The organism is Mycobacterium colombiense CECT 3035, from assembly GCF_002105755.1.
Lineage (GTDB): Bacteria > Actinomycetota > Actinomycetes > Mycobacteriales > Mycobacteriaceae > Mycobacterium > Mycobacterium colombiense.
In genome coordinates this window covers 1614089-1628225 of record NZ_CP020821.1, presented here as the reverse complement: position 1 = coordinate 1628225, position 14137 = coordinate 1614089, and the positions used below count along the sequence as shown (strand labels likewise).

9 protein-coding genes and 1 pseudogene are annotated in these 14137 nt (G+C 67.0%); 1 reads left to right on the top strand and 9 read right to left on the bottom strand.

Features of this window, described 5'->3' with window-relative positions; all coding sequences use genetic code 11:
• Nucleotides 1-56 precede the first annotated feature (56 nt).
• The gene (locus B9D87_RS07570; protein ID WP_040629788.1) at nt 57-959 is read right to left on the bottom strand and encodes a PAC2 family protein; all 903 of its coding nucleotides are present in this window, start codon (nt 957-959) and stop codon (nt 57-59) included.
• Between the two features lie 450 nt (nt 960-1409).
• Between B9D87_RS07570 and metH the strand changes: the two genes are divergently transcribed.
• The gene (metH, locus tag B9D87_RS07565) at nt 1410-5171 is read left to right on the top strand and encodes a methionine synthase (protein ID WP_007770817.1); all 3762 of its coding nucleotides are present in this window, start codon (nt 1410-1412) and stop codon (nt 5169-5171) included.
• Nucleotides 5172-5418: 247 nt separating this feature from the next.
• Here the strand turns inward: metH and B9D87_RS07560 are convergent, their stop codons facing one another.
• The 8 genes and pseudogenes from B9D87_RS07560 to B9D87_RS07525 all read right to left on the bottom strand — a co-directional run bounded on the left by B9D87_RS07560 (nt 5419) and on the right by B9D87_RS07525 (nt 14136).
• Nucleotides 5419-6186, bottom strand: coding sequence for a mannan-binding family protein (locus B9D87_RS07560; RefSeq protein WP_007770818.1), 768 nt, complete (start codon nt 6184-6186; stop codon nt 5419-5421).
• A gap of 17 nt (nt 6187-6203) precedes the next feature.
• On the bottom strand, nt 6204-6833 hold the full coding sequence (locus B9D87_RS07555) for an Rv1363c family protein (protein ID WP_007770819.1): 630 nt from the start codon (nt 6831-6833) through the stop codon (nt 6204-6206).
• A gap of 32 nt (nt 6834-6865) precedes the next feature.
• On the bottom strand, nt 6866-8125 hold the full coding sequence (locus B9D87_RS07550; RefSeq protein WP_007770820.1) for an MlaD family protein: 1260 nt from the start codon (nt 8123-8125) through the stop codon (nt 6866-6868).
• Nucleotides 8122-9360: an MlaD family protein gene (locus tag B9D87_RS07545; protein ID WP_040629792.1), complete on the bottom strand. Its 1239-nt coding sequence runs from the start codon at nt 9358-9360 to the stop codon at nt 8122-8124. Before B9D87_RS07545 ends, B9D87_RS07550 begins: the two co-directional genes overlap by 4 nt.
• Nucleotides 9357-10478, bottom strand: a complete 1122-nt coding sequence (locus B9D87_RS07540) for an MCE family protein (protein WP_415623712.1) — start codon at nt 10476-10478, stop codon at nt 9357-9359. The genes B9D87_RS07545 and B9D87_RS07540 overlap by 4 nt, the downstream gene beginning before the upstream one ends.
• Complete coding sequence (locus tag B9D87_RS07535) at nt 10469-11524, bottom strand: MCE family protein (protein ID WP_007770824.1); 1056 nt, start codon at nt 11522-11524, stop codon at nt 10469-10471. The genes B9D87_RS07540 and B9D87_RS07535 overlap by 10 nt, the downstream gene beginning before the upstream one ends.
• Nucleotides 11517-12572 (bottom strand): MlaD family protein, encoded by a 1056-nt coding sequence (locus B9D87_RS07530; protein WP_007770826.1) that lies wholly within the window; start codon nt 12570-12572, stop codon nt 11517-11519. Before B9D87_RS07530 ends, B9D87_RS07535 begins: the two co-directional genes overlap by 8 nt.
• Nucleotides 12569-14136 (bottom strand): annotated as a pseudogene (locus B9D87_RS07525) (MlaD family protein). The gene B9D87_RS07530 and the pseudogene B9D87_RS07525 overlap by 4 nt, the downstream one beginning before the upstream one ends.
• Nucleotide 14137 lies beyond the last annotated feature (1 nt).

Sequence of the window (14137 nt, the reverse complement as noted above, 5' to 3'; positions counted from 1 at the left end):
TTAGTCTCTCTGGCCGCGATCCGCTTCGCCCGGCTGGACCGCGCCCGAGATCGCCACTAGCGCCCGAAGCCGGGGCGCCGGCGGCGCAGATAGCGCTCGAACTCGGCGGCCAGCGCGTCGCCGTCGATCTTGCCCAGCGCCTCGTTCATGTCGACCTCGGCGTCGCCGCGTTGCTCGAGCGACAGCACGTACTCGGCGAGGTCCTCGTCCTCGGCCGTCATCTCCGTGACCGCCTGCTCCCAGTCCTCGGCGTCCGTCGGCAGGTCGGCGAGCGGCACTTCGATGTCCAGGACGTCCTCGACGCGGCGCAGCAGGGCCACCGTCGCCTTCGGGTTCGGCGGCTGCGAGACGTAGTGCGGCACCGCCGCCCAGAACGTCACCGCAGGAATACCGGCGGCCACGCAGGAGTCCTGGAACACCCCGGCGATGCCGGTCGGGCCCTCGTAGCGGCTTTCCTCGAGGCCGAAGCGTTTCGCGGACTCGGGGGAGTACGCCGCGCCCGACACCGGGACCGGCCGGGTGTGCGGGGTGTCGGCCAGCAGCGCGCCCAGGATCACCACGGTGTCCACGTTGAGCTTGTCGGCGATGGCCACCAGTTCGGCGCAGAAGGTGCGCCAGCGCATGTTGGGTTCGACGCCGTGCATCAGCACGACATCGCGGTCGCTGCCCGGGGGCCTGCAGTGCGAGATCCGCATCGCCGGCCAGACCAGTTCCCGCGTCACGCCGTCGACCTGGCGGATCACCGGGCGGTTCACCTGGTAGTCGTAATACGCCTCGTCGTCGATCTCCAAGATCGGGTCGGCTTCCCAGATGGCCTCGAGGTGTTCCAGCGCGTCGCTGGCGGCGTCGCCGGCGTCGTTCCAGCCCTCGAACGCAGCCACGACGACGGTGTCGTGCAGTTCGGGCAACGCGGCCTGACCACTAGGGGGGCCGAAGGGGGGGCCGTCGGGCGGGGTCACAGAATTAGCGTACGGCCTTCCGCCCGGCCACGATGCGGACCGTGCGTGGTCCGGCTACGAGTCGGGAAATTGGACTCCGAACCCGATGTCCCGGGCGCGGTGGCCAAGGATCGCCGGCCGATTGGCGCTCAACCGGGGGCTTTGCATAGGACGACTATTCTTATGGCGTGACTGCCGCTGACGAACAGACCCCGGAGGGCCCCAACCACCGGTGTCGACGCGGTCGAGGCGAAATAGGTTCGGCTGCGATTTCGTTAACCTTGGTAACTACTATGTCGCCGGCAGGCTCCGCGAGCTGTCGATAGCGGCGATGAGTTGGGCGTCCAAACGTCGATCGGGTGACGACGTAGACTTTTCTGGTCGAGAGGCGTTGCAACGGATACCGGCCCGCACCGGTGTCCGCCACGCTCGGCAGAGTCAAGGACGCCTTCCGCTACGGAAGGGATTCATGTGAGCGCCTCCGAATCGAGCACGGTGCCGAACACCTTCGCGCCGAACATCCGCCCCGACTGCACCGACGAACTGACGGCCGCTCTGCGCCAGCGGATCATGGTGATCGACGGCGCGATGGGCACGGCGATCCAGCGCGACCGGCCCGACGAGGCCGGCTACCGCGGCGACCGGTTCACGGAATGGCCGACCGCTCTGCAGGGCAACAACGACCTGCTCACGCTGACGCAGCCGCAGATCATCGAGGGTATCCACCGCGAGTACCTCGAGGCGGGCGCCGACATCGTGGAGACCAACACGTTCAACGCGAACGCGATCTCGCTGTCCGACTACGACATGGCGGACCTGGCCTACGAGCTGAACTACGCCGGCGCCGCCCTGGCGCGGGCGGCCGCCGACGAGTACAGCACCCCGGACAAGCCCCGCTATGTCGCCGGCGCGATCGGGCCGACGACGCGAACCGCGTCGATCTCGCCGGACGTCAACGACCCCGGGGCACGCAACGTCTCCTACGACCAGCTGGTCGACGCCTACCTGGAAGCCGCCAACGGCCTGGTCGACGGTGGTGTCGACCTGCTCATCATCGAGACGATCTTCGACTCGCTGAACGCCAAGGCGGCGGTGTTCGCCGTCGAGACGCTGTTCGAGCAGCGCGGGCGCCGGTGGCCGTTGATCATCTCGGGCACCATCACCGATGCCTCCGGGCGCACGTTGTCCGGTCAGGTCACCGAGGCGTTCTGGAACGCGATCCGGCACGCCAAACCGATTGCGGTGGGGCTCAACTGCGCCCTGGGCGCGCCGGAGATGAGGCCCTACATCGCCGAGATGTCGCGGATCGCAGACACATTCGTCTCCTGCTACCCGAACGCCGGTCTGCCCAACGCCTTTGGCGAGTACGACGAGACCCCGGAGCGTCAGGCCGGTTACATCGCCGACTTCGCCGAGGCCGGGCTGGTCAACCTCGTCGGTGGTTGCTGCGGGACCGCGCCGCCACACATCGCCGAGATCGCCAAGGTCGTCGAGGGCACGCCGCCGCGCGAGGTCCCGAAGATCGAGGTGGCCACCCGGCTGTCGGGCCTGGAACCGCTCAACATCACCGACGACTCCCTGTTCGTGAACATCGGTGAGCGAACCAACATCACCGGCTCCGCCCGGTTCCGCAACCTGATCAAGGCCGAGGACTACGACACCGCGCTGTCGGTCGCCCTGCAGCAGGTCGAGGTCGGTGCGCAGGTTATCGACATCAACATGGACGAGGGCATGATCGACGGCGTCGCCGCGATGGACCGGTTCACCAAGCTCATCGCGGCCGAGCCGGACATCAGCCGCGTCCCGGTGATGATCGACTCCTCCAAGTGGGAGGTCATCGAGGCGGGCCTGAAGAACGTGCAGGGCAAGCCGATCGTCAACTCGATCTCCATGAAGGAGGGCGAGGAGAAGTTCATCCGCGAGGCGCGGCTGTGCCGCAAATACGGCGCCGCGGTCGTCGTGATGGCCTTCGACGAGCAGGGGCAGGCCGACAACCTGGAGCGCCGCAAGCAGATCTGCGGGCGTGCCTACCGGATCCTGACCGAGGAGGTCGGCTTCCCGCCCGAGGACATCATCTTCGACCCGAACTGTTTCGCGCTGGCGACCGGCATCGAGGAGCACGCGACCTACGGGATCGACTTCATCGAGGCGTGCGCCTGGATCAAGGAGAACCTGCCGGGGGTGCACATCTCCGGCGGCATCTCCAACGTGTCGTTCTCGTTCCGCGGCAACAACCCGGTGCGCGAGGCGATCCACGCGGTGTTCCTGTACCACGCCATCAAGGCCGGCCTGGACATGGGCATCGTCAACGCCGGTGCGCTGGTGCCCTACGACTCGATCGACCCCGAGTTGCGGGACCGCATCGAGGACGTTGTGCTGAACCGTCGCGAGGACGCGGCCGAGCGGCTGTTGGAGATCGCCGAGCGGTTCAACAAGTCCGAAAAGGGCGAGGACCCGGCGGCGGCGGAGTGGCGCAGCCTCCCGGTTCGCGAGCGGATCACGCACGCGTTGGTCAAGGGCATCGACGCGCATGTCGACGAGGACACCGAGGAATTGCGGGCCGAGATCGCCGCCGCGGGCGGGCGCCCGATCGAGGTGATCGAGGGCCCGTTGATGGACGGCATGAACGTCGTCGGTGACCTCTTCGGCTCGGGCAAGATGTTCCTGCCCCAGGTGGTGAAGTCCGCCCGGGTGATGAAGAAGGCCGTCGCCTACCTGCTGCCGTTCATCGAAGCCGAGAAGGAAGAGTCGGGCACGGCCGGCTCCAAGGACACCAACGGCACCATCGTGATGGCGACGGTGAAGGGTGACGTCCACGACATCGGCAAGAACATCGTCGGAGTTGTGCTGCAGTGCAACAACTTCGAAGTGATCGACCTCGGCGTGATGGTGCCCGCCGACAAGATCCTGGCCGCGGCGAGGGAGCACGACGCCGACATCATCGGGCTGTCCGGGCTGATCACCCCGTCCCTGGACGAGATGTCCAACTTCGCCGTCGAGATGGAACGCGAAGGCCTCGAGATCCCGCTGCTGATCGGCGGCGCGACCACCTCGCGCGCCCACACGGCCGTGAAGATATCGCCGCGGCGCAGCGGTCCGGTGGTCTGGGTCAAGGACGCGTCCCGCTCGGTGCCGGTCGCCGCCGCGCTGCTCGACGACAAGCAGCGACCGGCCCTGCTGGAGGCCACCGAGAAGGACTACGCATCCCTGCGCGAACGGCACGCGCAGAAGAACGAGCGGCCGATGGTGACGCTGGAGAAGGCCCGCGCGAACCGGACGCCGATCCAGTGGGACGGCTACACGCCGCCGGTGCCCGCCCAGGGCCTCGGGGTGCGGGATTTCCAGGACTACGACCTCGCCGAGCTGCGCGAGTACATCGACTGGCAGCCGTTCTTCAACGCCTGGGAGATGAAGGGCCGCTTCCCCGACATCCTCAACAACCCGGCCTCGGGCGAGGCCGCCCGCAAGCTGTACGACGACGCCCAGCAGATGCTCGACACCCTGATCAAGGAGAAGTGGCTGACCGCCAACGCGGTGATCGGCTTCTTCCCGGCGAACGCGGTCGGTGACGACATCGAGGTCTACACCGACGACACCCGTACCGAGGTGCTGACCACGTTGCACAACCTGCGCCAGCAGGGCGAGCACCGCGACGGCATCCCGAACCGGTCGCTAGGCGACTTCATCGCGCCCAAGGACACCGGACTGGCCGACTACGTCGGCGCCTTCGCCGTCACGGCGGGGCTGGGCAGCCAGGAGAAGATCGCGGAGTTCAAGGCCGCCCTCGACGACTACAGCGCGATTTTGCTGGAGTCGATCGCCGACCGGCTGGCCGAGGCTTTCGCCGAGCGGATGCACCAGCGGGTCCGCAAGGAGTTCTGGGGATTCCAGCCGGACGAACAGCTCGACAACGAGGCGCTCATCGACGAGAAGTACCGCGGGATCCGGCCCGCCCCCGGCTACCCGGCCTGTCCGGAGCACACGGAGAAGGCGACGCTGTGGAAGTTGCTGGACGTCACGGAGCGGACCGGTATCGAGTTGACCGAGTCGATGGCGATGTGGCCCGGTGCCGCCGTCAGCGGCTGGTACTTCTCGCACCCGCAGTCGCAGTACTTCGTGGTCGGCCGGATGGCCCAGGACCAGGTCGCCGACTACGCCAAGCGCAAGGGCTGGACTCTGCAGGAAGCCGAGCGCTGGCTCGCCCCCAACCTGGGCTACAACCCGGAGGACTGAGCCTGGGTGGCGGTGTGGGAGTCCGGTGTCTGAGTCCGGTGTCTGAGTCCCAGCAGCCACAAGAGTCCCGTCCGCGGCGGCTACACGCTTTTGCCCGCCTTTGAGCGACAACTGGTCCCGCCGAGGGCGACAACTGGTCCCGCCGAGGGCGACAACTGGTCCCGCCGAGGGCGTTGTCGCTCAGAGGCGGGCACTTCGATAGTCGCCGGACTCAGGGACTGCTGTGACTCGTGTGAGTCGGGTCCTCTTAAACGCGCAGCACCGGGCTCAATGCGGACAGCGGGATGTGCGCCTGCACGGTGCCGCCGTCCATGAACCACTGCGGCAGGCCGGGGGAGAAGTTGATCGGCTCGTCGTGGCCGACCGGATAGTCGGGCATGTAGAGGATCAGCTCGTCGGGCGTCAGCGCCCACGCCTTGTACGCGCCCGAGTACACCTTGTCGGGAGTCCAACGGTCGACGATGAACGGGTAGGTTCCCGGATCATGCGGTGGCGGGGCCTGATTGAGTGCCGTTTCGATAAACGGCTGGGCCAGTGGGGGAATGGCGGTCAGCGGGTTCGACGTCGTCAGGTCCGCCAGCTGCACCCGCCTGCCGGCCGCCATGTCGAAGGTGAAGGTCCGGTAGGCGTTGTTGGGCTTGGGCCCGTCGGCGTGATAGTCCTCGTGGAACACCGCGCTGAGCAGGTTGCCGTGCCGGAAGACCTCGAAATTCTCCTCGCCGTAGCTGTCGGCGGCCATGCTGCCGTTGGCGTTTCGCCAATTGTTGACCAGCGTGTGCAGGTAGTCCCGGATCACCGGGCCGGTGGTCGGATTGTCGACGAGGTCGTCGGGCACGGCGACCTTGATGTCGCGCACGGCGTTGCGTTCCGAGGTCACCGACGTGTGGCAGTACTGGCCGTCCCAGTCACCGCCGAGGTCGCCGCAGAATGACGGCGCCGACGCGTGCGTGGTAGCGGTGCCGGGAATCGTTGCGGCCGCGGCCAATACGAGTGCCGCCGACAATCTCTTGAGCATGAAGGCCTCCGCTCGGCTCAGAGGAGTTGGACTTTGCTTGCCCGCCAGCGGCCGTCGACCTTCTGCATGGTCATCTTGATCCTGCTGCGGTCGATGCGCGGATCGGGTGCGGCGGTGTTGGTGACGGTCTGGTCGATGAAGAGCAGCACGACGACCCTGTCGGTGGATTCGGACTGGATGGCCGAGTCGACCACCACGCCGTGCGCGGTCGCCTTGTTGTCGATCAGCAGCTGCCGGAGCTTGACGCTGGACTGGGTGTACATGTCCTTGAATTCCCCGCTCGCGCCGTCGAGCACCTGCTTGAAGTTCTCGTCGACCTTGTTCGAGTCGATGCTCGTGAGCACCTGTGCGTAGGCGATCGCCGCCTGTTGCGCCTGTTCACCGGCCACCTTCAACTGATGGTCCTGCCACTGTCGCCAGCCGAGGAATCCCGAAACGGCAAGCGCGGCAACGAGTAACGCCGGCAGCACGCTGCGGCGCAGGTATCGGCGCCAGGGCCGCTTGGGACGCTCGGTCCCGGGGCGTTTGCGATTGAGCAGCCCACCGGCCTCGTCTTCGCCTGCGGCGTCGGCGATTTCGGGCTCCGGTTCCTCCTCGGCCTGCGCCCGGGCCTTCGGGTTCTTCTCGGTTGTCACGATCACGGTCATCTCCTCTGGATCGGCTCAGATGGTCTCGGGGCTCAGTGCGGCGGTTCGATCGGCAGCTGCGGACCGCCGTACGGGGTGGGAATGCTGTAGCGGCCCCGCGGGGTCGGATCGGTTCGCTGGCCCAGGTTCGCGCCCGGCGGCGGGCCGGCGGTGTCGTCGCCGCCCGGCCGTGGCGCGTTCTTGGCGCCGCGGATCGAGACCGCCGGATCGTCGTCGCGGCAGTAGGTATACATGAACGGTTCGTAGTAATCGGCTGCCGACGGCGCGTGCGACGGCGTCCCGTAGTCGCACACGTAGCGCGGGTACAGGTCGGCCGTCGCCCAGACACCGCCGTCGTGGAATGCGCTCGTCACCGCGTCCAATACCGACCCGCGGTAGTCGGGGAACAGCGCGTTGAGCGCCGGGACCCGCAGGTAGAACAGCTGCGACATCGTGGCCATGCTGCCCAGCAGCTGCACCATGGTGTCGGAGTTGTCGGCGAACAGGTTGTCGACGGCCGACAGCGTGCCCGGCGTCTGCGCAGTCAACCGGCGGTAGCCGGCCTGCATCCTGGCGACACCGGTGAGCGTGTGGTTGAGTTCGGTTGCGGCGGCGCCTAATCCGCTGTTCTTGTCGCTGGCCAGCGTGAGCACGACGCGGCTGGTCTTGATGATGCTGGTGGTCTGGGGCAGCACCGAGTCGAGCGTCGAAAGCAGGAACGTGCCGCCGTCGACGATGGCGGTCAGCTTCGCCGGGCCCTCCTTGCTCAGGCTCAATTCCTTCTTGATCAACTCGACCTTGTGCGGGTCCACCTGGGCCAGCAATCCGTCGGCGTCGCCGAGCAACTGGGCCAAGCTGACCGGGACTGTGGTGTGGTCCGAGGCGATGAGGCTGCCGTCGTGCAGATACGGGCCGGCGTCGGACGCGGCTTCGAAGTTGATGTACTGCTCACCGGCCGGCGAGAGCGCCGACACGTGCACGACGCTGTTCGCCGGGATCCGAACCTTCGACGTGATGCTGGCGACGGTGTTGACGCCGTTGTCGGTGATCTGCAGCGACTCGACGCGGCCGATGCGGACTCCGCGCAGCGCGACGTCCTGATTGGGCAGCAGGCCACCGGATTCCGCCAACTGCACGGTGACCCGGTAGGACGAGGCGAAGGGCTTCACCCGCAACGCGCCGATGAGCAGGTAGGCGGTCGCCACCACCAGGATGAGCACCAGGCCGGCCACCGACAGCCAGACCTGTTGCCGGTGACCCGTACGCACCGCTCGGACAACGACATTGGCGAAGTCGGCGACGGCGCGCATCATGGTTGCGCTCCTGGCGGTGGTGGCGCACCCGGTGCCGGCGGTGCTTGTGCCGGCGGCGGTCCGGGTGCGACGTCGATCTGCCCCGGGATGTTCGGATCCGGGATGACCGGAACCTGTGGCGAGTTCGGCCCGCGGCCGACGATACGTTCCTGCAGCCGCCACAGCGTGTACTTCAGGGTGCCGACGAGCAGGTTCACGTTGTAGTGGTGCGGTCCATGCAGGCCGATGTCACCGGGGAAGCCGATGTCGGGAAGCGACCCCAGCATGATCTTGTCCACGCCGACGTTCACCGAGATCGAATTCCCGGCAGTCGATTTGACCAGCGCGGGGATCAGCCGGTTGATCGACAGCCAGCTGGTATCCGGGCTCATGGCAACGTCATTGGCGGCCCCGGCGATCGTGTTCAGGTCGCGGATCATGCTGCGGCCGCTGGTGTCGGTCCCGCCGATCGACGGGAACCTGGCGAGCAACCGGGAGGTGTCGCCCACCTGCACTGCCAGGTTGGAAAGCTGGCTGGTGTTGTCGGCCAGCGCCGACGTGGCGGGGCTGGCGGCCGTCATCAGGTCGCCGATGGTCTGGTTCTTGGCGTCCAGTTGGTCGGCCAGGTGCGACAGTTGGGTCAGCGCGTGCGAGATCTGGTCGGACCGGGCGTCCAGGGTCCCGAGCAACTGGTTGGACTTACGGATCATGTCGCCGAACGCCTGGCCCTGGTCGCCGGTCGCCTTGCCGAAACCGTTGATGATGTTGGTGAAATTGCGGACCGCCCCGCCGTTCACCAGGATCGCGGCCGAGCTCAGCACCGACTCGACGGTCGCGGCGGCCGCGGTCGAATCCAGGCCGATGGTGTCGCCGTCGTGCAGCAGCGGCGTGTCCGCGGGATCGTCGGCCGGCGGCTTCAGCGCGACGAACACGTCGCCCAGCGGTGTCGCGGTGCGCAATTCGGCGGTGCTGCCGCGCGGCAGGAGCACGCCGTCCCGGATGCGCAGCCGGGTGACGGCGGTGTAGTTGCGCGCCACCATCGATTCGAGCTGCCCGACGTCGGCGCCGGCCAGCTTGACCTTGGCGTTCATCGGCAGGTTGAGCGCGTTGGAGAACACCGCGTTCAGCGAATACCCGCCCGAGCCCAGCCCCGGGGCCGGAAGGGGCAGGCTGGCAAGGCCGTTCGTGGCGCATCCCGCGGTGACCATCGCGGCGGCCACCACCGTCAGCGCGCCCCGCGCGCCCGTGGCCATCATTTCTGCCCCATGGCGGCCATGCCGTCGAGCACGTACGTCAACCCGAAATCGGGGCCGAAGTCCTGGATCGTCCCGGTGCTGCAGCCCAGTTGCCGAAGGCCCATCAGGTTGCAGATCTCTTTGGTGTACTGGCTGTCGAAGAGCAACCGATCCGTCAGGAAGCGGGCCCGCACGCTGCCGTTGGCCCGGTCGATCATGTTGTAGGCGTTGTCGGCCACCAGCGGAGCCAGATCCAGCAGCTCGGCCAGGTCGCGGCGTTGGTCGGTCACCGTCTTGAGCGTGTCATTGCCGTGCAGGACGGCTTGTTTGACATTGTCCCGATTTTCGTCGAGCAGGTCGCCGGCCCGCTGGATCAGCTGGTCGAGTTTGTGGCCGGTGCTGCCGCTGCCGAGGTCCTCGTCGGCCATGATCTGGCTGACTTGGTGGATGGTGGAGGCGAATTCGCGCAGTTTCGTGTCGTTGGCGGCCACCGCGTCGAACAGCGTGCTGATGTTCTTGACGATCGTGGTGATCTGCTCGCGGGTCGTCGCGCCCCCGTCGCTGGACAGCCGCAGCGCCTTGGACAGCTCGCCGAGGGCCGCCTTGATCTTCTCGCCGTTGCCTTTGACCACCTCGGTGCCGCCGCCCAGCACGTCGGCGATCGGTCCGCCGCCGTGGCCGTCACCCTCCAGCGACTTGGTCACCTTGTCCAAAACGTTGAGCACGCTGCTGAATTCGACGGGCGTCTTGGTCCGGGGCAGGCCGATGGTGTCGTGGTTCTGCAGGGTCGGGCCGCCGCGGTAGGGCGGCGTCAGCTCGATCTGTCGATCCGTGAGGATGGAGGTCGACACCGTGACGGCCTGCGCGGTGGCGGGCACTTTGACGTGACGGTCGATGGTGAACTCGACCTCGACGTAGCCGCCCTTGGGGTTGATCTTGGTGATCTTGCCCACCGGCATGCCCAGCACCGCCACCTCGTTGCCCTCGTAGAGGCCCGAGGCGCTGTCGAATTGGGCCGTCACGGTGATCGTGTCCTCACCGGAACTCAGTGACCACCAGCCGATTCCGATCGCCGCGCCGATAACCGCGACCGCGGCGACGATGGCCAGCGTCCTGGCGCCAAGCCCCCTCACTTGCAGTCCTTGAAGTACTGGATCATGCCGAACTGCTTGGCGCGGCCGCTGATTGCACACATCCACGAGTCGATCAGCGGGACGTTCGGGGCGTTGAAGTTGATCGCGTTGCCATCGCCGGTGAGGTTGGCGGCCTCGCGGAAGAAGATCGGGCTGGTCTGCAACATGCTGTGCAGCAGGTCGTCGTGTTCCGACATCAGGTTGGTGAAGTCGCGCATGTCTTTGATCAGCGCGTCCAGGCCGGAGCGGTCGTTGACCACCACCTGGCTCATGGTGTCGACGAGGCTGGACAGCGACTGCATCATCGCGTGGAAAACGGCGCGCCGGGCGACGAATTGGCCCAGCAGGTCTTGCCCCTGGTCGACCAGGGCGCCGATGCCGGCCTGCTGGCGCCGCAACGTGTTCGTCACCTGCTCGGTGCTGCGGAGCAGCTGTCCCAGTTGGTCACGCCGCACCGCGATGATCGACGACAACGTGTTGATGTTCGTGATCGCTTGCGGCACAACGGCGGGCAGGCCCTGGAGCTGCTTGCCCAGCACCGCCAGCGACTGCGCGAACCTGTCGGAGTCGACCTGCTCGAACGTCGTGGTGGCGTCCTGCAACGCGGCCTGCAGGTCGTAGGGCACCTCGGTGTGCGCCAGGTCGAAGGTGTTGTTGGGCAGGCGCGCCGGCCCGTTCGGTTCCAGCGCGAGGTAGCGCGAACCCAGGATGGTGGTGACCTTGATCTGCGCCCGGGAGTCCTTGCCCAGCTTGATGTCGTCACGGACCTTCAAGCCCGCCTCGACATGGTCGCCCACCAGCTTCATGCTGGTGACGTTGCCCACCGGGATGCCCGCGACCACGATCGGATTGCCGGCCCGCAGCGAGGCGGCCTGCAAGAACTCCGCGGTGTAATGCCGGTAGCCGGCGCCGATCGTGTGCACCAGCAGCATGACCCCGATCACCACCGCGACCACTGCGACGGCGATGAAGCCGAGCCAGGTCTTGTTGTAGCTTTCCAGCGGCCGCTTGGTCATTCGCGAAAGCCGTTGCCGCACCGACGCCTCAGCCATCGACCGTGCTCCTGCAGCGCGGGGTGTGCCAGGCCCGGTTGCCCGGCGTGGCGGCGTTGATGATGATCGGCACCACGTCGTTGAGCCCGGGGAAGAACCCCATGAAGTTCACGTCGCACACGTAGGCGTTGCCGTAGGCACCCTGATTGCCCACCCGGGTAAGGCCTTTGAGCAGCAGCGGGATGTTGTCGCCGAAGAATGCCACCTGCGGTTCGACGTCCATGATGTGTTTGGTGACACCGGGCTGGCGATCGATGAATTCGCGCAGTGCCGGGTACACGTCCGTCGCCGAGGCCGACAGCCGGTTGGTCACCCGGGCCAGCGAACCGACCGAGGCGACCAGGTCCGGTCGGCGCCGGTCGAGCTCACCGACGACGCTGCGGGCCTGCGTGATGACGCCGTCGAGATTGTCGTTCTGCTCGGCGAGGTTGCCGACCACCTTGTTGAGGTTGGTGATCACGCTGCCGAGGGCCTGATCGCGCCCCGCGAATGTCTCTGTGAGCGTAGAGGTTTGACCGACCAGAGTGGCGAGCGAGGACGTGTCGCCCTGTAGCGAGGAGATGATGCCCTTGGTGAGGTTGTCGGCGTCATGCGGGTTCAGCAGGCTGAACAGCGGTTCGTAGCCGTTGAGCAGCGTGGTCACGTCGAACGACGGCTCGGTGCGTTCCAGCGGGATGGTGCTGCCCGGGGGGAGCAGCTGCGGACTGCCCTCCTTGCCCAGGGACAGCCCGAGGTAACGCTGCCCGACGATGTTCTGGTAGGTCACCGACGCGAGGGTGTTGCCGAACAGCCGCTGTTCGGATTGCACCACGAACGAGACCTTGGCCAGTGTGCCGTCCAGTTCCACCTTTTCGACCCGGCCCACGCGCACCCCGGCCATGCGGACGTCGTCGCCCTCCCGAAGCCCGTACACGTCGCTGAACACCGCCGAATACCTGGCGGTGTCACCGGCCACGTCCCGGCGCAGGCTCACATACACCAGCCAGGTCAGCGTCAACGAGACGATCATGAACAGGGTCAGCGCGATGAGGGGGCCGCGAAACCTCATTTGGCCTCCCCGGGCGGATGAGCCAGGGACACCGTGGTGCCGCGGGCCACCGGGCCGAGCAGCAGATCGGTGGCGTCGGTGGCGGGCCCACCAGTGATCACGCCGAGCATGTTTCGTTCATATTGGCTGCCAACCGGTCCCACGTTCCCCCCGAAGGCGGCCTGCGGAATCCACGGCGCCTTGGGCGCCACCGGCGCGACCCACGGTTCGTGCGGTTGCGGTGTGGCCGGCGCCCCGGGCGTGGGGTTGTCGGGATTCGCGCTGCCGGGCACCGGCGGTGACGGCGTAATCCCCGGCGCCAGCGGCGGATTGGGATCGGTCAGGTTGGGAGTGGGGTTGATCAGCGGCGGGCCCACCGCGACCAGGTTTCCGTCCGGGCCGATCACCGTGCCGGGCGGGGGGGCCAGGTCCTTGGGCGGCTGGTAGTTCTGCGGCAGCAGCACCTCGGGCAGATCGGGTCGCACCGGAATCAGCGGTGCGGTGAAGCAACTGGGCCCTTTGAGCTCGCCGTAGTGCGGACAGTCGGCGCGGGTGTAGGTGGAACTGGGCGTGAAGGTGAGCATCGCGCGCATGTTGCCCAGGTTGGTCCGGGGGTTCCACACCTGTTCCATGAACTGGTTGGCCAGGTTGTCCAGCTTGGCGACGGCGGGCACGAAGTTGTTCGACTTCTGCGCCAGGACGCCGAGCACCGGCGTGAAATCGGTGGTGATCTTGATCAGTTGGTCGATGTGGTTGTCGAAGGATTGGCGCGTGGTGCCGACGGTGTAGTCGGCGCCCGACAGCAGCGAGGCCAACTGCCCGCGGGTCTCGGCGAAGGTCCGCATCGGCTCGACGGCCTGATGCAAGGCGTCGAGCAGGTCGGGCGCCGTCTGGGCGAGTCCGGTCGTCGCGTCCAACAACGCCGACACCGTCGAAGGGCCGGCATCGGTGCTGACGATCGAATTGAGTTGATCGAGAGCACGATTCAGCTGTGCGCCGGCGTTCAGTAGGCTCACGCGGCGGTGGTCGGTGGCCGCACCCAGCGCGGCCAGGATGCCCACCGACCTGTCGTCGCGGCCCGCCCCGCCGCGGCGAGCAGGTCACGCAGCTTGCTGACGGTCGTCTGGAACAGGACGGTCGGCAGCCGCTTGTCCTCCAGGATGTGGGCACCGTTGCGGATTTTCGCGGCCGGGGCACTTGGACTGTGGTTGTCCACCAGCTGGACCGACGAGACGGCGAAGACGTTACTGGGCACCACGCGGGCGGTCACGTTGGCCGGAATCGACTTGGCGTAGTTCTCTTTGAGGTCGATGTGGACATAGTTGGGCTTGCCGTGCGCCGCCGGCACGACGCCGTTGACCATGCCGACGAGCACGCCGTGGTATTTGACGTCGGACTTCTGCGGCAGACCGTCGCCCACGTTCACCAGGTCGGCCACCACGCGCACGTAATCGTCAAGCCTGCCCGTGGATTTGACCAACATCGCCATGGTGACCAGGGCGCTGACCAGCACCACCGCGATGCCGATGCCGAACAGCTGCCGGTCCGACGGACCGCGGCCGTCCAGCTCAAAGGAGTTGGGCATG

Excerpts from the sequence above, each read along its gene's own strand:
- B9D87_RS07560 (WP_007770818.1), bottom strand. The coding sequence starts at position 6,186 with ATGCTCAAGAGATTGTCGGCGGCACTCGTATTGGCCGCGGCCGCAACG.
- B9D87_RS07555 (WP_007770819.1), bottom strand. The coding sequence starts at position 6,833 with ATGACCGTGATCGTGACAACCGAGAAGAACCCGAAGGCCCGGGCGCAG.
- B9D87_RS07550 (WP_007770820.1), bottom strand. The coding sequence starts at position 8,125 with ATGATGCGCGCCGTCGCCGACTTCGCCAATGTCGTTGTCCGAGCGGTG.
- B9D87_RS07545 (WP_040629792.1), bottom strand. The coding sequence starts at position 9,360 with ATGATGGCCACGGGCGCGCGGGGCGCGCTGACGGTGGTGGCCGCCGCG.
- B9D87_RS07535 (WP_007770824.1), bottom strand. The coding sequence starts at position 11,524 with ATGGCTGAGGCGTCGGTGCGGCAACGGCTTTCGCGAATGACCAAGCGG.
- B9D87_RS07530 (WP_007770826.1), bottom strand. The coding sequence starts at position 12,572 with ATGAGGTTTCGCGGCCCCCTCATCGCGCTGACCCTGTTCATGATCGTC.